The sequence below is a fragment of the Streptomyces sp. NPDC088194 genome, from assembly GCF_040702025.1.
GTDB lineage: Bacteria > Actinomycetota > Actinomycetes > Streptomycetales > Streptomycetaceae > Actinacidiphila.
Genome location: NZ_JBFBIV010000119.1, coordinates 1 through 21,276 on the forward strand (window position 1 = coordinate 1; position 21,276 = coordinate 21,276).

Annotated in this window: 25 protein-coding genes, 1 tRNA gene and 1 pseudogene; 13 read left to right on the top strand and 14 right to left on the bottom strand. The window is 70.6% G+C overall.

From position 1 onward, the window contains the following. Positions 1–144: 144 nt before the first annotated feature. Positions 145–720 (bottom strand): TerD family protein, encoded by a 576-nt coding sequence (locus AB0399_RS36270; RefSeq protein ID WP_329366930.1) that lies wholly within the window; start codon positions 718–720, stop codon positions 145–147. Positions 721–1,009: 289 nt separating this feature from the next. Between AB0399_RS36270 and AB0399_RS36275 the strand changes: the two genes are divergently transcribed. The 3 genes and pseudogenes from AB0399_RS36275 to AB0399_RS36285 all read left to right on the top strand — a co-directional run. Beyond that, positions 1,010–1,627: a hypothetical protein gene (locus tag AB0399_RS36275; protein WP_366414199.1), complete on the top strand. Its 618-nt coding sequence runs from the start codon at positions 1,010–1,012 to the stop codon at positions 1,625–1,627. Then, on the top strand, positions 1,620–1,862 hold the full coding sequence (locus AB0399_RS36280) for a hypothetical protein (RefSeq protein ID WP_366414211.1): 243 nt from the start codon (positions 1,620–1,622) through the stop codon (positions 1,860–1,862). Before AB0399_RS36275 ends, AB0399_RS36280 begins: the two co-directional genes overlap by 8 nt. Continuing rightward, positions 1,859–1,984: pseudogene (locus tag AB0399_RS36285) on the top strand (hypothetical protein); the annotation flags it as partial. The gene AB0399_RS36280 and the pseudogene AB0399_RS36285, both read left to right, overlap by 4 nt. A gap of 177 nt (positions 1,985–2,161) precedes the next feature. Here AB0399_RS36285 and AB0399_RS36290 read toward each other — a convergent pair. Next, complete coding sequence (locus tag AB0399_RS36290) at positions 2,162–2,641, bottom strand: MarR family winged helix-turn-helix transcriptional regulator (RefSeq protein WP_366414200.1); 480 nt, start codon at positions 2,639–2,641, stop codon at positions 2,162–2,164. A gap of 274 nt (positions 2,642–2,915) precedes the next feature. Between AB0399_RS36290 and AB0399_RS36295 the strand changes: the two genes are divergently transcribed. Beyond that, positions 2,916–3,107 (top strand): FAD-dependent oxidoreductase, encoded by a 192-nt coding sequence (locus tag AB0399_RS36295; RefSeq protein WP_366414201.1) that lies wholly within the window; start codon positions 2,916–2,918, stop codon positions 3,105–3,107. Here AB0399_RS36295 and AB0399_RS36300 read toward each other — a convergent pair. The 4 genes from AB0399_RS36300 to AB0399_RS36315 form a co-directional block, all read right to left on the bottom strand. After that, positions 3,104–3,292: a hypothetical protein gene (locus AB0399_RS36300; protein WP_366414202.1), complete on the bottom strand. Its 189-nt coding sequence runs from the start codon at positions 3,290–3,292 to the stop codon at positions 3,104–3,106. The two genes, AB0399_RS36295 and AB0399_RS36300, sit on opposite strands and share 4 nt — an antisense overlap. A gap of 206 nt (positions 3,293–3,498) precedes the next feature. Continuing rightward, on the bottom strand, positions 3,499–3,957 hold the full coding sequence (locus AB0399_RS36305) for a nitroreductase/quinone reductase family protein (protein ID WP_366414203.1): 459 nt from the start codon (positions 3,955–3,957) through the stop codon (positions 3,499–3,501). Positions 3,958–4,015: 58 nt separating this feature from the next. Continuing rightward, entirely contained in the window at positions 4,016–4,495 is a 480-nt protein-coding gene (locus tag AB0399_RS36310; protein WP_366414204.1) for a LuxR C-terminal-related transcriptional regulator, read from the bottom strand. Beyond that, the gene (locus AB0399_RS36315) at positions 4,495–4,755 is read right to left on the bottom strand and encodes a hypothetical protein (RefSeq protein WP_366414205.1); all 261 of its coding nucleotides are present in this window, start codon (positions 4,753–4,755) and stop codon (positions 4,495–4,497) included. The genes AB0399_RS36310 and AB0399_RS36315 overlap by 1 nt, the downstream gene beginning before the upstream one ends. Before the next feature lie 203 nt (positions 4,756–4,958). Here AB0399_RS36315 and AB0399_RS36320 point away from each other — a divergent pair, with 203 nt between their 5' ends. After that, complete coding sequence (locus tag AB0399_RS36320; protein WP_366414206.1) at positions 4,959–5,192, top strand: DUF6059 family protein; 234 nt, start codon at positions 4,959–4,961, stop codon at positions 5,190–5,192. Between the two features lie 155 nt (positions 5,193–5,347). Here the strand turns inward: AB0399_RS36320 and AB0399_RS36325 are convergent. Continuing rightward, a tRNA-Leu gene (locus AB0399_RS36325) sits at positions 5,348–5,431 on the bottom strand. A gap of 405 nt (positions 5,432–5,836) precedes the next feature. Between AB0399_RS36325 and AB0399_RS36330 the strand changes: the two genes are divergently transcribed. The 6 genes from AB0399_RS36330 (at position 5,837) to pknB (ending at position 13,924) form a co-directional block, all read left to right on the top strand. Continuing rightward, a complete protein-coding gene (locus tag AB0399_RS36330) occupies positions 5,837–6,748 on the top strand; it encodes a DUF3662 and FHA domain-containing protein (RefSeq protein ID WP_329366943.1) in 912 nt (303 codons plus the stop codon). 10 nt (positions 6,749–6,758) lie between these two features. Continuing rightward, on the top strand, positions 6,759–7,274 hold the full coding sequence (locus AB0399_RS36335; RefSeq protein WP_328466701.1) for an FHA domain-containing protein: 516 nt from the start codon (positions 6,759–6,761) through the stop codon (positions 7,272–7,274). A 57-nt stretch (positions 7,275–7,331) separates the two neighbouring features. Next, positions 7,332–8,870 carry a Stp1/IreP family PP2C-type Ser/Thr phosphatase gene (locus AB0399_RS36340; protein WP_329374127.1) on the top strand — a complete coding sequence of 513 codons (1,539 nt, stop codon included), beginning with the start codon at positions 7,332–7,334 and terminating at the stop codon, positions 8,868–8,870. 37 nt (positions 8,871–8,907) lie between these two features. Next, positions 8,908–10,305 carry an FtsW/RodA/SpoVE family cell cycle protein gene (locus AB0399_RS36345; protein WP_328466699.1) on the top strand — a complete coding sequence of 466 codons (1,398 nt, stop codon included), beginning with the start codon at positions 8,908–8,910 and terminating at the stop codon, positions 10,303–10,305. After that, positions 10,302–11,762, top strand: coding sequence for a penicillin-binding protein 2 (locus tag AB0399_RS36350; protein ID WP_329366947.1), 1,461 nt, complete (start codon positions 10,302–10,304; stop codon positions 11,760–11,762). The genes AB0399_RS36345 and AB0399_RS36350 overlap by 4 nt, the downstream gene beginning before the upstream one ends. A 173-nt stretch (positions 11,763–11,935) precedes the next feature. Continuing rightward, the gene (gene pknB / locus AB0399_RS36355; RefSeq protein WP_329366949.1) at positions 11,936–13,924 is read left to right on the top strand and encodes a Stk1 family PASTA domain-containing Ser/Thr kinase; all 1,989 of its coding nucleotides are present in this window, start codon (positions 11,936–11,938) and stop codon (positions 13,922–13,924) included. A gap of 89 nt (positions 13,925–14,013) precedes the next feature. Here pknB and AB0399_RS36360 read toward each other — a convergent pair whose 3' ends face one another. The 5 genes from AB0399_RS36360 to AB0399_RS36380 form a co-directional block, all read right to left on the bottom strand. Next, positions 14,014–14,760 (bottom strand): class E sortase, encoded by a 747-nt coding sequence (locus tag AB0399_RS36360; protein WP_366414207.1) that lies wholly within the window; start codon positions 14,758–14,760, stop codon positions 14,014–14,016. Continuing rightward, positions 14,753–16,165: a class E sortase gene (locus AB0399_RS36365; RefSeq protein WP_366414208.1), complete on the bottom strand. Its 1,413-nt coding sequence runs from the start codon at positions 16,163–16,165 to the stop codon at positions 14,753–14,755. The genes AB0399_RS36360 and AB0399_RS36365 overlap by 8 nt, the downstream gene beginning before the upstream one ends. Beyond that, positions 16,162–16,818, bottom strand: coding sequence for an aminodeoxychorismate/anthranilate synthase component II (locus AB0399_RS36370; protein ID WP_329366955.1), 657 nt, complete (start codon positions 16,816–16,818; stop codon positions 16,162–16,164). The genes AB0399_RS36365 and AB0399_RS36370 overlap by 4 nt, the downstream gene beginning before the upstream one ends. Then, the gene (locus AB0399_RS36375) at positions 16,815–17,012 is read right to left on the bottom strand and encodes a hypothetical protein (protein WP_366414209.1); all 198 of its coding nucleotides are present in this window, start codon (positions 17,010–17,012) and stop codon (positions 16,815–16,817) included. The genes AB0399_RS36370 and AB0399_RS36375 overlap by 4 nt, the downstream gene beginning before the upstream one ends. A gap of 130 nt (positions 17,013–17,142) precedes the next feature. Further along, the gene (locus tag AB0399_RS36380) at positions 17,143–17,862 is read right to left on the bottom strand and encodes a DUF881 domain-containing protein (protein ID WP_329374129.1); all 720 of its coding nucleotides are present in this window, start codon (positions 17,860–17,862) and stop codon (positions 17,143–17,145) included. Positions 17,863–18,067: 205 nt separating this feature from the next. Between AB0399_RS36380 and crgA the strand changes: the two genes are divergently transcribed. After that, entirely contained in the window at positions 18,068–18,319 is a 252-nt protein-coding gene (crgA, locus tag AB0399_RS36385) for a cell division protein CrgA (protein ID WP_329366956.1), read from the top strand. Positions 18,320–18,620: 301 nt separating this feature from the next. Here the strand turns inward: crgA and AB0399_RS36390 are convergent, their stop codons facing one another. Together AB0399_RS36390 and AB0399_RS36395 are read right to left on the bottom strand one after the other, a co-directional pair. Continuing rightward, the gene (locus tag AB0399_RS36390; RefSeq protein WP_366414210.1) at positions 18,621–19,499 is read right to left on the bottom strand and encodes a rhomboid family intramembrane serine protease; all 879 of its coding nucleotides are present in this window, start codon (positions 19,497–19,499) and stop codon (positions 18,621–18,623) included. A gap of 141 nt (positions 19,500–19,640) precedes the next feature. Then, entirely contained in the window at positions 19,641–20,174 is a 534-nt protein-coding gene (locus tag AB0399_RS36395; protein WP_328466684.1) for a peptidylprolyl isomerase, read from the bottom strand. 234 nt (positions 20,175–20,408) lie between these two features. On the opposite strand from AB0399_RS36395, the gene AB0399_RS36400 reads away from it, so the two are divergent. Beyond that, a complete protein-coding gene (locus AB0399_RS36400; RefSeq protein ID WP_329366960.1) occupies positions 20,409–21,221 on the top strand; it encodes a DUF5324 family protein in 813 nt (270 codons plus the stop codon). The last annotated feature ends 55 nt before the right edge of the window (positions 21,222–21,276 follow it).

Consider the following 21,276-nt stretch of genomic DNA (forward strand, 5'->3'; position numbering starts at 1 on the left):
CACGCCTGCCGGTCGTCGGACGACATCTCACGGCGGTGAGACGGCGACCCCGCGATCTGCTTCTGCCGGACCGCTGGAGCGGTGGCCGGTGGGACCTCGTGAAGGCCCCGCCGGGAACCCGTCAGTCCCTCGGCACCAGCCTCGTCAGAGGTTGACGCCGAAGTCCTGGGCGATGCCGCGCAGGCCCGAGGCGTACCCCTGGCCCACCGCGCGGAACTTCCACTCCGCACCGTTCCGGTACAGCTCACCGAAGACCATCGCGGTCTCGGTGGAGGCGTCCTCGGTGAGGTCGTAGCGGGCGATCTCCGCGCCGCCCGCCTGGTTCACCACGCGGATGAACGCGTTGCGCACCTGGCCGAAGCTCTGCTGCCGGGTCTCGCCCTCGTAGATCGAGACCGGGAAGACGACCTTGTCCACCTCGGCCGGAACGGTGGCGAGATTGACCTTGATCGACTCGTCGTCGCCCTCGCCCTCACCGGTGAGGTTGTCGCCGGTGTGCTCGACGGAGCCGTCCGGGCTCTTGAGGTTGTTGAAGAAGACGAAGTGCTTGTCCGACACGACCTTGCCGGAGGCGTCGAGCAGCAGCGCACTCGCGTCGAGGTCGAAGTCGCTGCCGGTGGTGGTCCTTACGTCCCACCCCAGGCCGACGGTGACCGCCGTGAGTCCGGGGGCCTCCTTCGTCAGCGAGACATTGCCGCCCTTGGAGAGGCTGACACCCATGCTGGATCTCCCTGCTCGGTTCGGCGCGGGCCGCGCCGCTTGACGATTGCTTTGCCCAATCCGTCCAACGGACACCACCCTGCACGGGTTCCCGCCCTGGTGCCACCGATGCATCCGACAGGGCTCCGCCTCCGGCCGCGTTCCGCACCGGCCCCCGCCGCGCCGCCCGCGGCCACCGGGCCGGCGGCCTTTTCACCCGCTTGACACTCGCTTCATCGGTCTTCGCTGAGATGGGCCCCGCGCCGCCCGGGCGCAGCCGCACCGCCCGCACCCGTGAGGCAGGGGTCGTATGAAGCGCACGCCGGTCCTGGAGTCCAGCGCCGAGGCCCGCGAGGCCACGATCCGGGGAGCCCGCCTGGACTCGCTGACCGGCATCCGCTGGTTCGCCACGCTGGGCGTCTTCCTCTCCCACGTCGGCATCCTGATGCCGCTGCCGCACGCCCGCGGCCTGTTCTCGCTCGGCGAGTCGGGCGTCTCCCTCTTCTTCGTGCTCTCCGGCTTCGTGCTTTTCTTCGCGCTGCTCGTCGCCGCCCTGGCCCAGCAGGACCTGTCCGGCGGCCCGTCCTTCCTGCGCGGCCGGCCGCTGGTCCGGCTGGGCCAGTGGTCGTACGCCTTCTACCTCTTCCAGTTCACCGTGCTGCTGCCGCTCGCCCTGGCGGCCAACCCCGGGCGCCAGGTGGCCGACTTCTTCACCGACCCGCTGGCGCCCAAGGCGTCGTACACCGGCTACGCGGTCCTCGCCCTGGCGATCACCGTGGCTGTCTCGGCCTTCTTCTACCGCTTCGTCGAGCACCCGCTGGAACGGCGGCTCCGGCACCGGCTGCGCACACCGCCCGAGCCCGCGCACCACCGCGTCCCACCGCCCGAACCGTCCGATGACCCGACACCGTCCAAGGGGATTGCATGAGCGAGACCGCGACCACGCCCACGGCGCGGGAGGCAGCGCCCTTCCCGCAGGACAGAACCTGCCCCTACCAACCGCCGGGCGGCTGGTCCCCGCGTTCTCGCTTCCGGTGCCCTCCCGGGTGATCTGCGAGGTGCTCGGCGTGCCCTATGCCGACCACCTCTTCTTCCAGGAGTCCAGCCAGAACCTGGTGCAGGGCGTCAACGAAGTGCCCGTCACCTGGGGAGGCCGCTCATGACCGCGCAGCAGGACCAGGCCGGCACCGAGGTGCCGCGGCTCCGGATCGAACTGCGCGCCGAACACTGCGTGGGGGCGGGGCAGTGCGTGCTGGCGGCGCCGGAGGTCTTCGACCAGGACGAGGAGGGCGTCGCGGTGGTGCTGGACGAGCAGCCCGGCCCCGCGCACGAGGACGCCTCCGCGAGGCCGTGGACCTCTGCCCCTCCAGCGCGCTGCGGCTGCTGCGCTCCGCGGCCACGGACTGAACGGCGACCGGGGACCGAGCGGTGGCCACGGACCTCCCCGGCCGGGCCGGCCCGGTCAGCGCGAGGTCACGTTGGCCAGGATGCGGTCCAGCAGTGTGCCGAGCAGCTGAATGTCGTCGCCGCTCAGGCCCGCCAGCATCTGCTCCTGGCTCTTGAGGGCGACCGCCTCGATCGCCGTGCACATCTGCTCGCCCTCGGGCGTCAACGCCACGGTGGCCGCCCTGCGGTCGCTGCCCTCACGGTTCCTGGCGACCAGGCCGCGCCGCTCCATCGCCTCCAGGTGCCGGGAGAGGGTCGGCCCCTCGATGCTGAGGAACTTCGCCAGCGCCCGCTGGATCATCGGGCCCTCCAACTTGAGGGTGGCGAGCGTCGTCCACGTGGCGAAGGTGGCCCCGGACCGGCTCAGCTCCTCCTCGAAGAAGGTGCGGCTCTCCTTGGCGACCAGCCTCAGCTTGGGGGCGATGCTCTGGCGCAGCCACACCGGGCCGGCCTCGGACGGCGACGGTTCGCCCGGCGCCTTCGACTGCCTCGCCACGCTCTTACCTCCGCTCGTCGGCCACCACCAGGAAACTTATACCCGCAGGCATACGGCCCGGTGGGAGCGGTTGACCCTTCCAATTAAGCAATTGAGGATCGGGCAACCAGGGGGCTGTCGTGAGTGTCCCCGGAGGACAGCGGGCTCGTCTCCGACATCTGGGCCGAGTCGAACGCCACCGAACTGCGGAGCGCTCCCTCGGACGGCACCCCCTGACGCCGTGACCGGAGCAGCCGACCGGCCCGCGCGGGCCGCCCACACCTGGGGAGTACCCATGCCCATCAAGAAAGCCGTCGTGGTCGGAGCCGGGATCGGCGCCCTGACCACCGCGATCGGCCTGCGCCGGGCCGGTGTCGAGGTGACCGTCCTGGAGCGCAGGACCGAGCCGAACCGGCTGCTGACCGGCGGCGGGTTCATGCTGTGGCACAACGCCTTCGTGGCGTTGCGGCAAGTGGGGCTGGCCTAGCCGGTCGCCAAGGTCAGCTCGGAGATCCTCTTCCACGAGTTCCGCTCCGCGCGCGGCCGCACCCTGGCCCGCTGGGCGGTCGCACCGGAGTCCCGGCGGATAGGCGCCCCCGCGGTGGCGCTGCGCCGCTCGGAGCTCAACTCCCTGCTGCTGGACCAGGCCGGCGACACGGTGCGGATGGGCACGGTCCAACCGGAGCCGCACCGCCATCGCGCTGGTCGGCTTCGCCGCCGCCATCGTCGGGGCGTACCTCGCCTGACGGCGGCGCGACCGCGCGCGGCGGCCGGCTCCCCGGTGCGGCCGGGTCCCGGTCCAGCCGGGTCCCGGTCCAGCCGGGTCCCGGTCCAGCCGGGTCCCGGTCCAGCCGGGTCCCGGTGCGGCCGGTCCCGGTTCAGCGCACCGGGACGACCCGGAAGACCGGGATCTGCGGGGCCGCGCGCGCGAAGCTCTCCGGGCTCTTGTCGGCCACGACCCCGTTCTTCACGAAGATCCCGGCGCCCATCGGCACCTGGGTGGGGAACTCCCGGACGATCGCCGCGCGCTCCGGCTCGGGCACCTCGACGAGTTCGACGTGCCGCGCCCGGCGTCCGCGCACCAGCGTCCCCTCACCCGCGGCGCGGACGTTCTTCACCCAGTCGGACTGCGGGAACGCCTGGAGGATGTACTGCTCGCCGCCGACCTTCACGGGTGCGACGGGGTTGGTGAACTCCCGCCCCGACTTCCGGCCCTTGACCCGCAGCAGGTGCATCGGGCCGACCGGCAGTCCGATGGCGTGGAAGACCTCCATCATCCGGTTGCCGAACTTCAGGAACGGGGACACCGTCGGCCTGGCGGTGGCTGTGTCTGACATCGTGACTCCTTCTGGGTTGCGGGGCCGTGTCGGGTACGGGCTCAGGCCGGATACGGGGTCAGGCCGGCCTGCCGACCAGGGCGTAGGAGGTGCCGGCCGCTCCGGGGAAGAAGACCGGGCGGACGAATCCGCTGGCATAGGCCATGGTGATCACGTCGATGCGATTGCTCAGGGCGAGCTTGCCGATCACGTTGTGCACGTGGGTCTTGACCGTGGCCCCGCTGAGCATCAGGACGTCGGCGATCTCGGCGTTGGTCCAGCCGCGTGCCATCAGGTGCACCACCTCGATCTCGCGCCAGGTCAGCCGGTTGAACGCCTGGCGCAGCCGGATCGCGGCACCGGGGGTGGGCCGGCCGGCCGCGGGCCACGCCTCGGCCACCTGGTAGCCCGACCCGAGCAGCCGGACGGCCGGCGCGAGGGTGGCCGGCTCGGCGAGGTTGACGGTGACGCCGCAGACACGGGCGTGCTCGGCCGGCCGGGCCTGCTCGCGGTGCCGCTCGGCGTCGCCGGACATCGCGACCGCGATGATGTGCGGCATCACCGGGCAGCCGGCCGGCGCGTGCGCCGCGGCACCAGGTCGGCGTCGTCGGGCAGCACCACCACGTCCGGCACCCCGCGCCGGACGTGGCGGGCCAACTGGTGCGGGTGCGGTGCGCAGCCCACCACGCGGATGCCGTCCTCGCGGTCCAGGGCGGCGGCGAGCCCGGCCCGGTTCAGCGGGTCCCCGCACGCGGTCAGGACCGAGATGTGCCCGCGCTGGCGGGTGCCGGTGCCCTCGGTTCGGACAGGGTCCTTCATGGTTCCTTCTTCCCCCGAAGTCGGCTCAGCCGTCGATCGAGGGTCGCGGCCGAGTCGTAGGCAGATCGCCATTTACATAGCAAGCTATCTAATAGTGTTCCACGCTCTCCGCGGCTGTCAACGCGAGACCTGGCGCGCCGCGCCGACCGGGCTCCGGCGCCGACGGCGGCGCCCGGCGGATCGTGCACTGGTGGAGCGACCACGTGCCCAACCCGTGGGTGGCGCGCCGGCTGCGCGACCTCTTCGTACGGGCCGGCGCCGTCGACGCGGCGGTCCGGCTGCTGCCGGTGCAGCTCGACTCGCTGGCCGCCGCCGCGCCGCCGGCGAAGGGCCCGTTGCTCGCCCCTCCCGCTGGGCACCCGGAGCGCCTGTGCCCGCAGGTCCCGCTCACCCCGGACGAGGCCGCGGTCTGGGCGGGCCTGTCCGGCGACTCGTGACCGCGCTCCCCGGTCCGCCCCGGCGCGGGCCCGGCCCGCGACTGTGATCACGCTCACCCGGAGCCGGTGACGGCAGCGGGCCGCAGCGGCGGATCGCCCCGGCACAACGCGAGACGGTCGGCATCGTGACCACGATGCCGACCGTCTCGTCTGTGTGCGCGAGGGGGGAGTTGAACCCCCACGCCCTTTCGGGCACTGGAACCTGAATCCAGCGCGTCTGCCTATTCCGCCACCCGCGCATGGGTGTTGTCGTTGGGATTCTCACACTGCCCTGGACCTGTAGGTCTTGGTGGTGCGGGAGCCCCGTCCGACATGCAGAAGATTAGCACGGCGCGTGCGGTGCAATCACATCCGTTTCGGGGCGCCCGGTGGTGGCACACGCCCGGAGGGAAGGCGGTGTGGTGGAGCCCGCCGGTGCGGGACACTGGGGACACTGGTGGGTACGGCCGGAACCCCGGACCGCGTACAGCCGCCCCATCTACCATCGCAGTGGGTAGGAGGACGGCAGGCGCGGCACGGTGTGAGGGTTGACACTGACCACCCGAGCAAGATCGGGGAACCGCCGGTTTTTCCCACGCGTGGATACGATCAGTAAGCAGTATCGGAAACGAGCCGACGGACGATCCGGAGGAGGGAGGTGCCCGGTGGGTGTGCTGAAGCGTTTCGAGCAGCGACTTGAGGGCATGGTGAACGGCACCTTCGCCAAGGTCTTCAAGAGCGAGGTGCAGCCCGTGGAGATCGCGGGCGCGCTGCAGCGTGAGTGCGACAACAACGCGACGATCTGGAACCGCGACCGCACCGTGGTGCCCAACGACTTCATCGTCGAACTGAGCGCCCCCGACTACGAACGGCTGAGCCCGTACGCGGTCCAACTCGGCGACGAGCTCGCCGGGATGGTCAAGGACTACGCCAAGCAGCAGCGCTACACGTTCATGGGCACCATCAAGGTGCACCTGGAGCGGGCCGACGACCTGGACACCGGGCTGTACCGGGTGCGCAGCCGCACCCTGGCGTCCAGCGAGTCCCAGCACGCGCAGGCGCCGCAGGGCCACCAGCCGCCCGCCGGCCGGCCGCAGCCGTCGTACCAGCAGCCGCCCGCCCCGCAGCCGTACCCGCCGCAGCAGCCGCGGCCGGCCCGGCCCGCCCCCGACCGGCACGGCCCGCCGCAGCGCCCGGCCGGCCCGCCGCCGATGCCCGCCGCGCCGCCGCCGGGCGGCGCCGCCCCGGTGACCCGGCTGCCCGGCACCGGCGTACCGGCCGGCTCCCCCGCGGCCGCCACCCGGCGCTGGGTGGAGATCAACGGCACCCGCCACCAGATCTCCCGCGCCACCCTCGTGCTCGGCCGTTCCACCGAGGCCGACGTGCGCGTGGACGACCCGGGCGTATCGCGCAAGCACTGCGAAATCCGGGTCGGCACCCCCTCCGTCGTACAGGACCTCGGGTCGACAAACGGCATCGTGGTGGACGGACAGCACACCCAGCGCGCTACGCTCCGCGACGGCTCCCGCATTGTCGTGGGGAGCACCACCATCGTGTACAGGCAAGCCGAAGGGTGAAGCGGGGGCAATGTCAGAGCTGACCCTGACGGTCATGCGGTTGGGTTTCCTCGCCGTGCTGTGGCTGTTCGTCATCGTCGCGGTCCAGGTCATCCGGAGCGACCTGTTCGGGACCCGGGTGACCCAGCGCGGCGCGCGCCGGGCCGACGACCGGTCCCGCCCGCCGCAGCAGCGCCAGCAGCAGGTGCAGCAGCCCCGCCAGCAGCCGCAGAACAACCGCCAGCGACGCGGCGCCCCCACCAAACTGGTGGTCGCCGAGGGTTCGCTGGCCGGCACCACAGTGGCACTCCAGGGCCAGACCATCACCCTGGGCCGAGCGCATGACTCGACGATTGTGCTCGATGACGACTACGCGTCCAGCAGGCATGCCAGGATCTACCCGGACACCGACGGCCAGTGGATCGTCGAGGACCTGGGTTCCACCAACGGCACCTATCTGGACCGTAACCGGTTGACCACGCCCACCCCGGTCCCGCTGGGCGCGCCGATCCGCATCGGCAAGACCGTCATCGAGCTGCGGAAGTAGTCGCACAATGGGGCAGCGAAGCCACGACGCGCGAGCGAGAGGGTGGGCAGCGTGCGGATGTACCCGGAACCGACGGGGGAGGTACGCATGTCATTGAGCCTGCGTTTCGCCGCCGGTTCACACAAGGGCATGATCCGCGAGGGGAACGAGGACTCCGGCTACGCCGGCCCCCGTCTGCTCGCGATCGCCGACGGCATGGGCGGCCAGGCCGCCGGCGAGGTCGCCTCCTCCGAGGTGATCTCCTCCATCGTCACGCTCGACGACGACATCCCCGGCTCGGACATCCTCACCTCCCTCGGCACCGCCGTGCAGCGGGCCAACGACCAGTTGCTGCACATGGTCGAGGAGGACCCGCAACTGGAGGGCATGGGCACCACGCTCACCGCCCTGCTGTGGACCGGGCAGCGGCTCGGCCTGGTGCATGTCGGCGACTCCCGCGCGTACCTGCTGCGGGACGGCGTCCTCACCCAGATCACCCAGGACCACACCTGGGTGCAGCGGCTGGTGGACGAGGGCCGGATCACCGAGGAAGAGGCCACCACCCACCCGCAGCGCTCGCTGCTGATGCGCGCGCTCGGCAGCGGCGAGCGGGTCGAACCCGACCTGTCCATCCGCGAGGTGCGGGTCGGCGACCGCTACCTGATCTGCTCGGACGGCCTGTCCGGGGTGGTCAGCCATCAGACGATGGAGGACACCCTCGGCGGCTACCAGGCCCCGCACGAGACCGTGCAGGAGCTGATCCAGCTCGCCCTGCGCGGCGGCGGCCCCGACAACATCACCTGCATCGTCGCGGACGTGCTGGACACCGACGACGGCGACACCCAGGCCGCACAGCTCAACGACACCCCGGTGGTGGTCGGCGCGGTCGCCGAACACCAGTCGCAGCCCAACGACCCGCGGCACCTGGACACCCCGGCCGGCCGCGCCTCCGAGCTGGGCCGCACCCCGCACCAGGCCGGCCCGTCCGGCGCGTTCGGGCCGCCCGGCAGCGGCGACCCGGTGCCCGGCGCCCCGCTCGGCGCCTTCGGCGGCTACGACGAGGCCGACCTCGACAAGCCCGCCGCGCGCAAGTGGCCCAAGCGCAGCCTGATCACCCTGGTGGTGCTGGCCGTGGTGGCCGGCGGCCTGTACGCGGCGTACTCCTGGACCCAGACCCAGTACTACGTGGGCGCCAAGGGCGACCACGTCGCGGTCTACCAGGGCATCGACCAGAAGCTCGTCGGGCTCAGCCTGTCCAAGGTGCACCACGACCGCGCGGACATCCCGCTGAAGTACCTGCCGTCGTACCAGCGCAAGCAGGTGCAGGACACCATCGCCACCAGCAGCCTCGGGCAGGCGAACGACAAGGCCGACGAACTCGCCCAGCAGGCGGGGGTGTGCAAGAAGGTCGCCGACGCCCAGAGCGTGGCCGACAAGGCGAAGAACGCCGCGAAGAACGCGGAGAACTCGGTCGGCTCCGGCGGTGCCGCCGGCAACTCCGAAGGCAAGCAGCAGGGCGGGAAGAAGGTCACCACCACCCCGACCCCCGCTCCCGGTCCGACGCTGACGCCCGACGAGAAGAAGCTGGCCGGGCAGTGCAGCACGGACCAGCAGTAGTGCCGGTACGGAAAGCAGCAGGAAGGTTCGGCTCGTCATGAGCGCCAGCAACACCACGACGATCACGTCGATCGGCGCGCCCAACCGCCGCAACACCGAACTGGCCATGCTGCTCTTCGCAGTGGCGATCCCCGTCTTCGCCTACGCCGACGCCGGGCTCGCCAAGCACGGCTCGGTGCCCGCGAGCCTGGCGGAGTACGGCCTCGGCCTGGGCTGCATCGCGGGCATAGCGCACCTGCTCGTGCGGAAGTTCGCGCCCTACGCCGACCCGCTGATGCTGCCGATCGCGACCCTCCTCAACGGCCTCGGCCTGGTACTCATCTGGCGGCTGGACCAGGAACCCTCCATCACCACCGCCCAACTCGGCGGCCCGATGGCCCCCAAGCAGCTGATGTGGTCGGCGCTGGGAGTGGCGCTCTTCGCCATCGTCCTGGTCTTCCTCAAGGACCACCGCATCCTGCAGCGGTACACCTACATCTCGATGATCGTCGCGCTCGCCCTGCTGATCGCGCCGATCTTCTTCCCGGCGGTCTACGGCGCCCGGATCTGGATCACCATCCCCGGTGTCGGCTCGCTCCAGCCGGGCGAGTTCGCCAAGATCGTGATCGCGGTCTTCTTCGCCGGCTACCTGATGGTCAAGCGCGACGCCCTCGCGCTCGCCTCCCGCCGCTTCATGGGCCTGTACCTGCCGCGCGGCCGCGACCTCGGCCCGATCCTGGTGATCTGGGCGCTCAGCCTGATGATCCTGGTCTTCGAGACCGACCTGGGCACCTCGCTGCTCTTCTTCGGCCTCTTCGTGATCATGCTCTACGTGGCCACCGAGCGGACCAGCTGGATCGTCTTCGGCCTGCTGCTCAGCGCGGGCGGCGCCGTCGTGGTCGGCTCCACCGAGGCGCACGTCAAGGTCCGCGTCCAGGAGTGGCTGCACCCGCTCGCCCTCCAGAACGGCGGCGTCACCGAGACCGCCCAGTCCCGTTACGCCTTCGGCTCCGGCGGTCTGTTCGGCTCCGGCCTCGGCGAGGGCTACAGCCGGCTGATCGGCGGCATCGCCCCGAAGAGCGACTACATCCTCGCCACCGTCGGCGAGGAACTGGGCCTGGCCGGCGTGATGGCCATCCTGCTGCTGTACGGGCTGCTGATCGAGCGCGGCCTGCGCACCGCGCTGGCCGCCCGCGACCCGTTCGGCAAGCTGCTCGCGGTCGGCCTGTCCGGCGGCTTCGCGCTCCAGGTCTTCGTGGTCGCCGGCGGCGTCACCGGGCTCATCCCGCTGACCGGTATGACCATGCCGTTCCTCGCCCAGGGCGGCTCCTCGGTGATCGCCAACTGGGCGCTGGTCGCGCTGCTGCTGAGAATCAGCGACACCGCCCGGCGCCCGGCGCCGAGCCCAGCCCCCTCTCCCGATGCCGAAGCGACCCAGGTGGTGCGCAGCCAGTGAACAAGCCCCTGCGACGGGTCGCGGTCTTCTGCGGCCTCCTCGTCCTCGCCCTGCTCGCGCGCGTGAACTACGTGCAGTACGTCCAGGCCGGCCAGCTCTCCAGCGACCCGCACAACCGGCGGGTGGCGATCAACCAGTTCGCCCAGCCGCGCGGCGACATCATCGTGGACGGCAAGGCCATCACCGGGCACACCACGACCACCGGCAGCGACTTCAAGTACAAGCAGACCTTCACCGACGGCCCGATGTGGGCGCCGGTGACCGGGTACGCCTCGCAGGCGTACAGCACCACCATGCTGGAGGGCGTGGAGGACAAGTTCCTCACCGGCGACGACGACCGGCTCTTCTTCAACCGCACCGTCGACCTGCTCACCGGCAAGCAGAAGCAGGGCGGCAACGTGGTGACCACGCTGAACGCCAAGGCGCAGGCCGCCGCGTACAACGGGCTCGGCAAGAAGAAGGGCGCCGTGGTGGCGCTCGACCCGCGCACCGGCGCGATCCTCGCGATGGCCAGCACCCCGTCGTACGACCCCGGCTCCTTCGCGGGCAACTCGCTGACCGACGAGAAGAACTGGAACGCGGTCGCAAAGAAGAACGACCCGAACGACCCGACGCTGAACCGGGCGCTGCGCCAGACCTACCCGCCCGGCTCGACGTTCAAGCTGGTCACCGCGGCCGCGGCGCTGCAGAACGGCAAGGTCAGCGACATCGACAAGGACACGAACTCCCCGGACCCGTACATCCTGCCGGGCACCACCACCCCGCTGCCGAACGAGGGCAACATCCCCTGCAAGAACGCGTCCCTGCGCAAGGCGCTGAGGTACTCGTGCAACAGCGTCTTCGGCAAGCTCGGCGCCGAGGTGGGGCTCAAGGACATGGTCGACGAGGCCCAGCAGTTCGGCTTCAACAAGGAGCAGTTCGTCCCGGTCCGCGCGGACGCCAGCAACTTCGACACCGAGATGAGCCCCGACCACGTCGCGCAGTCCTCGATCGGCCAGTTCGACACCACGGCCACCCCGCTGCAGATGGCGATGGTCGCCTCCGCGATCGCGAACAACGGCAAGCTGATGCAGCCGTACGAGGTCGACAAGCTGGTCGCGCCGAACCTGAGCACCATCGCGCAGACCAGCCCCAAGCAGATGAGCCAGCCGCTGTCGGCGGAGAACGCGCAGAAGCTCCAGTCCATGATGGAGACCGTCGTCGACTCGGGTACCGGCACCAACGCCAAGATCCCCGGCGTCAAGGTGGGCGGCAAGACCGGTACCGCGCAGCACGGCATCAACAACCAGGGCACGCCGTACGCCTGGTTCGTCTCCTACGCGATGACCGACCAGGGATCGCCGGTCGCCGTGGCGGTCGTGGTCGAGGACGCCGCCGCCAACCACGACGACGTCTCCGGTGGCGGCTTCGCCGCTCCGATCGCCAAGGACGTCATGGAAGCGGTGCTCAACAAGTGAGAGACACGTCACGTCCGGATTGGGTCGCAGCCAGATACCGGTCGGATATCAGCGGACCGCTGAGCCGAATGTGCGCGCCGCGCGCCCGGTAGCGTATCTCCGAGCAGGCGTAGGGCACAGGTTCACATGTCGGGTTGAGCTTGGGACAGCGGGATTGAGGAGAGGGCAGAGCTATGGAAGAGCCGCGTCGCCTCGGCGGCCGGTACGAGCTGGGCTCGGTGCTCGGCCGCGGTGGCATGGCCGAGGTGTACCTCGCCCACGACACGCGCCTCGGCCGTACCGTTGCCGTGAAGACGCTACGGGTGGACCTCGCCCGTGATCCGTCCTTCCAGGCCCGGTTCCGCCGTGAGGCCCAGTCGGCCGCTTCTCTGAACCATCCCTCGATCGTCGCCGTGTACGACACCGGTGAGGACTACGTCGACGGGGTCTCCATCCCGTACATCGTGATGGAGTACGTCGACGGCTCCACCCTGCGCGAGCTGCTGCACTCCGGGCGCAAGCTGCTGCCGGAGCGCTCGCTGGAAATGACCGTCGGCATCCTGCAGGCCCTGGAGTACAGCCACCGGGCCGGCATCGTGCACCGCGACATCAAGCCCGCGAACGTGATGCTGACCCGCACCGGCCAGGTCAAGGTCATGGACTTCGGCATCGCCCGCGCGATGGGCGAGTCCGGCATGACCATGACCCAGACCGCCGCGGTGATCGGCACCGCGCAGTACCTCTCGCCCGAGCAGGCCAAGGGCGAGCAGGTCGACGCGCGCTCCGACCTGTACTCGACGGGTTGCCTGCTGTACGAGTTGCTGACCGTCCGGCCGCCGTTCGTCGGCGACTCGCCGGTCGCGGTGGCGTACCAGCACGTGCGCGAGGAGCCGCAGCCGCCGTCGGTGTACGACCCCGAGGTCACCCCGGCGATGGACGCCATCGTGCTGAAGGCGCTGACCAAGGACCCGGACTACCGCTACCAGTCGGCCGACGAGATGCGGGCCGACGTGGAGGCGGCGCTGGACGGCCAGCCGGTCGGCGCCACCGCCATGATGGGCGCGGCCGGCTACGGCTACCCGCACCAGTACGGCGACACGGCGGCCACCACCGCGATGCCGCCGCAGACCGACCCGCAGACCTCGATGCTGCCGCCGGCCCGCGACGACGACGGCGGCTACGGGTACGAGGACCGCCCGGACCGGCGGCGCCAGAAGAAGTCCAGCAACACCTCCACGGTGCTGCTGGTCGTGGCCGCGGTGCTGGTGCTGATCGGCGCGATCTTCCTCGGCAAGTCGCTGTTCGGCGGGCACGCCCAGAACGGCGGCACGGTGCCGGACTTCACCAACATCTCGATGACCGACGCGCAGGCCAAGGCGGACAACGTCGGCATCAAGCTGGTCAAGGGCCCGGCGGTCTTCTGCCCGAACGTCGACAAGAACCTGGTCTGCCAGCAGGACCCGAAGGCCGACTCCGAGATCCCGTCGGACAAGACGGTCACCGTCAACCTGTCGAAGGGCTCCGCACCGATCGCGGTGCCGGATGTGACCAACGACAAGTTCGACGACGCGAACACCGAGCTGACCAAGCAGGGCTTCCAGGTCGAGCAGAAGACCCAGACGTCCACCACCGTGGACGCCGGCACCGTCCTGAGCCAGAACCCGAAGGGCGGCACCAAGGTCGCCAAGGGCTCGACGATCACCCTGACCGTCGCGGTGCAGCCGAAGAAGGTCACCCCGACCAACGTCAAGGGCGACACCTACGACCAGGCGGTCAGCGCGCTCAAGGCGCAGGGCTTCACGAACATCACCCGGGGCACCGACCAGCCGTCCGACGAGACGCCCCAGGGCAGCGTCATCAGCCAGACACCCGATCCGAACGCGGGCGAGCAGTCGCTGGACACCGCGATCGTGCTGACCGTCTCCTCGGGGCCGCAGCAGAGCCAGCAGCCGCCGGCGACCATGCCGGGCGACCTGGCGGGCAAGACCGTCGGTCAGGCCAAGCAGGAACTCCAGGCGCTGAACCTGAACCTGCAGATCACCGCGGTCGACATGACGGGCAACCAGGCCGACGACAACGCCAAGGTCTTCCAGGTCGACCCGGGGGCGGGCACCCAGCTCCAGGAGGGGCAGCCGGTGACCCTCACCGCGGTGGGCGGAGGCAACGGCTTCGGCGGCCACTGAGAACGGCGCAGGCAAGCACGGCGAACGACGACGCAGGGCCCGCAGGCTTCCCGCCTGCGGGCCCTGCGTCGTGTCCGGCTACCGCCGCGTCACTTCAGCTCTGCCGGCGGGGTGCGCTGCGGGTCGACCTTCTGCGTGCGCACCAGCTGGCCCCAGACCACGTAGCGGTAGAGCGAGGTGTAGACGGGCGTGCAGGTGGTGAGCGTGATGTAGCGGCCCGGCTTGGTCTTGCCGGACTCCTTGGGGACCTGGTCGGTCACCGCGACGTTGTACTTCGAGGTCTGGTCGAGGACCTTGTAGACCTTGTAGACGTACCAGGTGTCCTTGGACTCGAAGACGATCGGGTCGCCGTCGTGGATCTTGTCGATGTTGTGGAACTTGGCGCCGTGGCCGTCGCGGTGCGCGGCGACGGTGAAGTTGCCGGTGCTGTCCCAGGGCATCGCGGACGGCGTGGGCTTGGTGTAGTAGCCGGCCACGCCCTCGTTGAGCACGTCGGTGGAGGTGCCCTTCTTCACCAGCACCTCGTAGTGCTTGCCCATCGCCGGCACGTGCAGGAAACCTATGCCGTCCTTGGTGTCCAGGCCGCGCGGGGCGCTGTTGCCGCCGCCGGACGGGCCCTGGGCCCAGTCCTTGCGGACCTTGTCGCCCGCCTTGCGCGCGTGCCGGTCGGCGATCACGTTCGTCCACCACAGCGAGTAGACGACGAACAGCGCGAGGACCAGCCCCACGGTGATGAGGACCTCGCCGATGACGCTGATGGTGGCCGCGACTCGGCCCCGCCCGGTGCGGTTCTCGGTGGTCACGCTGTTCCGTTCTGTTGTCGCGCCCTCAGCCATTGACGAGCGCGTCGGGCTTGCCCTTGCTGCGCGCACGCTCCTCGGTGAGCTTGCCCCAGACGATCAGCCGGTTGGTGCTGGTGAACTCGGGGGTGCACGTGGTGAGCGTGATGTAACGGCCCGGCTTGGTGAAGCCGGACCCGGGCGGTACGGGTTCGAGGACGCTGACGTTGCTGGGCGGAGTGGTCGCCAGCGAACTGGTCACGGTGTAGGTGTAGTACGTGGTGGAGGTCTCGACCACGACCTTGTCGCCGGCGACCAGGTGGTTGATGTAGCGGAAGGGCTCGCCGTGGGTGTTGCGGTGGGCGGCGACCGCGAAGTTGCCGGTCTTGTCCCACGGCATCGCGGTGTTCACGGGAGCGCCGTCGTAGTGGCCGATCATGCCCTTGTTGAGCACCTTGGTGGTGCTGACGCCCTGGGCGATCGGGGCCTTGACGTCCAGCTTCGGGATGTACATGATCGCGAAGCCCTGGCCGGGGGAGAAGGTGCCCGCCGCCCGGCTGGGATCACCCGAGCCGCTGTCCCACTGGTGCTCCAGGTTGTTCGACGCGCTGTTGGCCTGGGCGTGCGCCCGGACGTTGGTCCACCACAACTGGTAGGTGACGAACAGCAGCATCACGACGCCGAGGCTGATGAACAGCTCGCCGACGATCCGGCTGATCACCACCGCGGGGCTGTCCTTGGCGGCCTTGGCGGCCTTGCGGGCCTCCACCCGGCTCAGCGGCACGGCCGGCTGCTGCTCGGCGTGCTCTGCGGCGGAGCCGGCAGCGGCGTTCGCTGCGGCCGTGGAGGGGCTGTTACGGCCCCGGGCCCGGTGGCCGCCGCCGCGGGCGGCCGCCTTGCGTCTGGCGGCGCGGCCACCGTCCGCTCCCGCCGGACCGGCACCGGGTGATCCTGGCACCGGCGCGAGGGTGGCCGTGGGGCCCGGCCCGTCCGCGTCGGTGAGGAGGGGCATCTGCGCGGTCTCGTCCGGCTCCGGCACGGACAGGGGTTCGGGTGCCGGGGCGGGGGCGGGGGCGGGTGAGCGAACGGGGCCGGGCATCAGGTCCGGAGCGGCCGGTTCCCCGATCGGCGCCGGCTGTGCCGGCGGCGGCTGTGCCGGCGGCGCCATCGGCTCGGGCTGCGGCTGCCGTGCCATCTCCTCCGCGCGGAACCAGGGCGAGCCGTGTGACTGCGGAGGTCCTTGCGGCCCCTGCGGCTGCGACTGCGGCGGGCCCTGGTGCTGCGGCGAACCCAGCGGCCCCGGTGAACCCAGCGGCTGCGGCGGACCCTCGACCACCGGAGGGCGGCCGGGCAGCGGGTCGTTGAGCGGGTCCGCGAGCTGTCCGACGGCAACCTCGAACTGCCCGGTGTCCTCGTAGGACATCGGGCCGTCGGAGGCACGCTCCGGCCGGAGCGTGGTCACCTCCCGGCCTTCCCGACGGGTACGCCCGTCCCGACCACCGGGGCCAGTCCGTGCGACCGTTCCACCGCCTCCGGTTCGCCGCACTCGGCGAGCCAGTTGGCGAGCATGCGGTGTCCCCACTCGGTGAGCACCGACTCCGGGTGGAACTGCACGCCCTCGACGGCGGCCTCGCGGTGCCGGAGCCCCATGATGATCCCGTCCTCCGTCCAGGCGGTCACCCGCAACTCGTCGGGCAGCGTGTCCCGTTCGACCGCGAGCGAGTGGTACCGGGTGGCGGTGAAGGGCGAGGGCAGCCCCGCGAAGACGCCGGAGCCCTCGTGCACCACCGCCGAGGTCTTGCCGTGCAGCAGTTCCGGCGCCCGGCCGACCACTCCGCCGTAGGCCACCGCCATGGACTGCACACCAAGGCAGACGCCGAAGACCGGTACGCCGGTTTCCGCGCAGTGCCGGACCATGTCCACGCACACCCCGGCCTCCTCGGGAGTGCCGGGGCCGGGGGAGAGCAGCACCCCGTCGAACCCCTCGTCGGCGTGCGCGAGTTCCACCTCGTCGTTGCGCAGCACCTCGCACTCGGCGCCGAGTTGGTAGAGGTACTGGACCAGGTTGAAGACGAAGGAGTCGTAGTTGTCGACCACGAGAATGCGTGCGCTCATCGGAGTGCGGCCACCCCGTGCTGGACTGCGGTCATCCCGTTGTCGACGGTCACGTCGTTGAACGGCAGCAGCGGCTCCGCCCACGGGAACACGTACTGGAAGAGGATGTAGACGACCGCGAGGACCAGCAGGAGTGAGATCAACGCCCTCACCCACAGGTTGCCCGGCAGATGCCGCCAGATCCAGCCGTACATGCGGTGCCTTCCTTCTGAGTCCCCGCAACAGGGTAAAGGGAGATCGGCGACCAAGGGGGGTCCATGGGACAAAGCTTCGGCATGGGATCGACCTGTGCGCGCGCCCGTGCGGGCCGGTCGGCGGGGCCGTTCACGGCTGGTCCACAGGCTTCGCATAGCGGAGGTCCACCGATCCGGTGTAGCCGGGCAGCGTGGTCCGGCCGGCCGCCGCCACCTTCCAGCCGAGGCCGTACGCCTGCACGTACTGGAGGTAGTTGCGGATCGCCGGGCTGGCGTCGATCGCCTTCCGCAGCCGGCTCCGGTCGCCGATCGCGGTGATGCGGTAGGGCGGGGAGTACACCCGGCCCTGGAGGATGAGGGTGTTGCCGACGCAGCGGACCGCGCTGGTCGCGATCAGCCGCTGGTCCATGATGCGGATGCCCTGGGCGCCGCCCTGCCACAGCGCGTTGACCACGGCCTGCAGGTCCTGCTGGTGGATGACCAGGTCGTTCGGCTGCGGGTCGGGCACGCCGGGCACCAGCGGGGTGGCGTTCGGCGGGGCGTCGTCGAGCGTGACCTCGAGGGCCGGTCCGGTCAGCGGGGAGGTGCCGGCCGCCTTGCCGAGGGCGTCGATCCGGGCCCGCTCGGCGGGGCTGAGCCCGCCGCGCTGCCGGGTCAGCCGGTCCACGTCGGAGCGCACGTCCGCGAGCGACTTGTCCAGCTTCTCGTTCTGCGCGTTCTTCGCCCGGATGTTGTCCGACAGCTTCGGCAGCGGGTCGTCGCTGCGGATGTCGACGCCCTTGGCGGTGTCGAAGCTGGTCCAGAAGATCAGTCCGGCCAGCGCGAAGACTCCCGCACTGAGCACGCGCAGCGCTACCGTGCGGGATACAGCGCGAGATGTAGGGGCGGGGGAGGTGCCACCGGCTCCGGTCACCAAATACCCTTCTCCTTACAACCCAAGGGAAGCACTACGCTAACGGACGCCCGGGAGCGGCACCGCCTCCCACCGTCCCTCACCCGCCAGGCTGACCCCACAGACCCGTGCGGTTACGCAGCGCATCGACAGGAGATCCCTCGTGCCGAAGTCACGGATTCGCAAGAAGGCGGACTTCACCCCGCCGCCCTCCAAGGCCACCGCGATAAAGCTCGGCAACCGCGGCTGGGTCGCGCCGCTGATGCTGGCGTTCTTCGTCGTCGGGCTGGCCTGGATCGTCCTGTTCTACGTGACGCGGGGCGACCTCCCGGTGGACGCCTTCGGCAACTGGAACATCGTGGTCGGCTTCGGCTTCATCGCCGGCGGCTTCGTTGTCTCCACGCAGTGGAAGTAGCACGTCGGGGTTGGTCTCGCGCACTTGTCCACACGGTTATCCACAGTGGGGAAAAGGTCAGAAGATCTGTGGATAACCTCTACGGAGTTGACGCCGGTACGACCGGTGGTCGCTGCGGCGGCCACCGGTCTTTCGTTGATCTTGCAGGGAAAACCTGGTCAAACCGGGTCCGGTGACCCTCCGCACAGCGCTTCCCACCAGTTGTGCACAACGCGGTGAGCCGCCTCAGGAGTTTCCGTCCCGCTGTGGATAACGTCTGATCAACGCCAGGGACACGGGCCGGCTCGACGGTCCTCCACGGTCAGGACGTGACTTGCGCCACAGCCACGCCGATGACGGCGATCGAGGCCAGCAGCACCGCCGCGGTGGACCCCCACTGCACCGCTGACCGCCGCTCCCGCGGGGCGTAGAGCATCCCTATGGCCACCAGGGTGCCGGCCACCAGACCGCCGACGTGCGCCTGCCAGCTCACCCCGCTCCAGGTGAAGCTGAAGAGGATGTTCAGGCCGAGCAGGATCAGGATCGGTCGCATGTCGTAGCGCGCCCGCCGCATGTAGACGGCGGTCGCGCCGAACAGTCCGAAGATCGCCCCCGAGGCGCCGATGGTGAGCGCGTCCGGCGCGAGCAGCAGCACCGCGGCGCTCGCCCCCAGCGCGGAGACGAAGTACAGCGCGAGGTAGTGCGCCCGGCCGATCCGCTGCTCCAGCGGGGCGCCGATCCACCACAGCGTCAGCATGTTGAAGCCGATGTGCAGCGGGTTGGTGCGCTCGTGCAGGAACGCCGAGGTGATCACCCGGTACCACTGACCGTCGGCGGCGCCGCCGCACACCTGGTGGCCGAACATGTCGTGCCCGCAGACCGCGTACAGCCCGTAGTTCTCCGACACCGTGCCGGCGCCGGACCCGCCGACCGCCAGTTCCACCAGCCACAGCGCGACGTTCACCGCGATGAGGATCTTCGTGATCAGGAACGGGTCGCCCGTGCCCACCCGGCCGCCGGTGACCGTACGGGGCTGGGAGGTGTGGTGGGCGGACTGGTTGGCCTGGGCCACGCAGTCCGGGCACTGGAACCCGACCGACGCGCTGACCATGCACGCCGGGCAGATCGGCCGCTCGCACCGCGTGCAGCGGATACCGGTCTCCCGGTCCGGGTGCCGATAGCAGCAGACCGGCTGGTCCATGAAGTCCACTCCCCTGACGACACCCGACGACAACTCGCGCGCACCTGTGCCCGCGCCCTGCGCCGGCTGTGCACCCGTACGCCCCGCCCACTAGTACGTGCGGGCGGGGCGCGATGTTCCCCGAAGACTACGGGATCGGCGTCAGGAGGTGCGCCGCTCGATCAGCACCGTCTCCAGGACCACGTCGCTGAGCGGGCGGTTGGTGTGCGGGTTCGTCGGGGTGCCGACGATGCCGTCCACCACCTTCCGGCTGGCGTCGTCGGCGACCTCGCCGAAGATGGTGTGCTTGTGCGTCAGCCAGGTGGTGGGCGCCACGGTGACGAAGAACTGCGAGCCGTTGGTGTTCGGGCCCGCGTTCGCCATCGCCAGCAGGTAGGGCCGGTCGAAGGCCAGGTCGGGATGGAACTCGTCGGGGAACTCGTAGCCGGGGCCGCCGGTCCCGTCCCCCAGCGGGTCGCCGCCCTGGATCATGAAGCCCGACAGGACGCGGTGGAAGACGGTGCCGTCGTAGAGCTTCCCGTGCGACGGATCACCGGTCCGCGGATCGGTCCACTCCCGGCTGCCCTCGGCGAGCCCGACGAAGTTCGCGACCGTCTTCGGGGCGTGGTTCGGCAGCAGCCGGATCACGATGTCCCCGTGGTTGGTCCGCAAGGTGGCGTAGAGCTGCTCGGCCACGTTCTACCTTCCATGAATCTTCACTGACAGGGACAAATCCTCGCACGGTCCGTCCGGTGCCGTGGGCCCGATCGCCGTCCCTGCCCGGGCCACCGCGGCGGGTACCACGGGAATCGGGCCGACTGACCCGTATGGCTTGCCGCACATGCCGTACTTCGGGCGGCCGGGCATGATTTCAAACCGGGTGGACAGGCGAAAACCGTACGCCACCGAACCACCGAGGAGGAGGTTCCTGTGACCCGCATCGACAGCGTGCGCCACGCGGCCGACGTGACGAAGGACAGCGTGCGGCACGCCGCGGAGGTGGCGGCACCGTACGCGACCACGGCGAAGGAGAACGCTGTGGTCTACGGCAGGCAGTACGGCAGGCAGGCCGGCGTCTACGGGCGCCAGGCGGGAGCCGTCGCCAGGCAGCAGTACGAGGCCAAGCTCGCCCCCCGGGTCGGCCAGGCCCGTGACCAGGCGTGGGCCGCGGTGCCGCCCAAGGCCGCGAGTGCCGTGGAGACCGCGGCCCGCCGCACCGCGGACGGCGCGAAGGCCGCCACCGAGTACACGGCCCCGAAGGTCGGTACCGCGGTCGCCGCGACCCGTTCCGTGGCCGGGCCGGCCAAGGACGAGGTCGTGCTGCGCGGTGCGGCCGCCCTGCAGGCCCTGCGCGGCCAGGTGTCCGCCACCGACATCGACCGGCTGGTCCGGCGCCGGGTGTTCCGCAGGAAGGCCGGGCGGACCGCTCGCGACGTGGTGCTGGTGGCCGTGTGCTGCGGCGCCGCGGTCGCCGCCTGGAGGTGGTGGAACAAGCAGAACAACCCGGAATGGCTGGTCGAGCCGTCCGAGGCCACCGATGTGGCGGACCGGGCGTCGATGAACGGCAGCGCCACCCTCACGGTGGTGGACCCGCTCGACGGCGGCTCCGTGAACGGCTCTTCGGCCGGCTCGGCGTCCACGATCGACCACGTCGACGGCTCCGCCGGGGCCGGCGACCTGGACGACGAGGTACGCGCAAAGCAGGCGGAGGCGGACCGCAAGCGGGAAGAAGGGGACCAGTAGGAACCCGGCGGACCTGCTCCACACCGCTGGGAACCGCACCGGCCGGCGTCGCCCC

Bases quoted from the DNA above. Each gene is read 5' to 3' on its own strand.
- AB0399_RS36270 (WP_329366930.1), bottom strand. From the start codon at position 720: ATGGGTGTCAGCCTCTCCAAGGGCGGCAATGTCTCGCTGACGAAGGAG.
- AB0399_RS36275 (WP_366414199.1), top strand. From the start codon at position 1,010: ATGAAGCGCACGCCGGTCCTGGAGTCCAGCGCCGAGGCCCGCGAGGCC.
- AB0399_RS36295 (WP_366414201.1), top strand. From the start codon at position 2,916: ATGCCCATCAAGAAAGCCGTCGTGGTCGGAGCCGGGATCGGCGCCCTG.
- AB0399_RS36305 (WP_366414203.1), bottom strand. From the start codon at position 3,957: ATGTCAGACACAGCCACCGCCAGGCCGACGGTGTCCCCGTTCCTGAAG.
- AB0399_RS36310 (WP_366414204.1), bottom strand. From the start codon at position 4,495: ATGCCGCACATCATCGCGGTCGCGATGTCCGGCGACGCCGAGCGGCAC.
- AB0399_RS36315 (WP_366414205.1), bottom strand. From the start codon at position 4,755: ATGAAGGACCCTGTCCGAACCGAGGGCACCGGCACCCGCCAGCGCGGG.
- AB0399_RS36335 (WP_328466701.1), top strand. From the start codon at position 6,759: ATGTCAGAGCTGACCCTGACGGTCATGCGGTTGGGTTTCCTCGCCGTG.
- AB0399_RS36340 (WP_329374127.1), top strand. From the start codon at position 7,332: ATGTACCCGGAACCGACGGGGGAGGTACGCATGTCATTGAGCCTGCGT.
- AB0399_RS36345 (WP_328466699.1), top strand. From the start codon at position 8,908: ATGAGCGCCAGCAACACCACGACGATCACGTCGATCGGCGCGCCCAAC.
- pknB (WP_329366949.1), top strand. From the start codon at position 11,936: ATGGAAGAGCCGCGTCGCCTCGGCGGCCGGTACGAGCTGGGCTCGGTG.
- AB0399_RS36360 (WP_366414207.1), bottom strand. From the start codon at position 14,760: ATGGCTGAGGGCGCGACAACAGAACGGAACAGCGTGACCACCGAGAAC.
- AB0399_RS36370 (WP_329366955.1), bottom strand. From the start codon at position 16,818: ATGAGCGCACGCATTCTCGTGGTCGACAACTACGACTCCTTCGTCTTC.
- AB0399_RS36375 (WP_366414209.1), bottom strand. From the start codon at position 17,012: ATGTACGGCTGGATCTGGCGGCATCTGCCGGGCAACCTGTGGGTGAGG.
- AB0399_RS36390 (WP_366414210.1), bottom strand. From the start codon at position 19,499: ATGGACCAGCCGGTCTGCTGCTATCGGCACCCGGACCGGGAGACCGGT.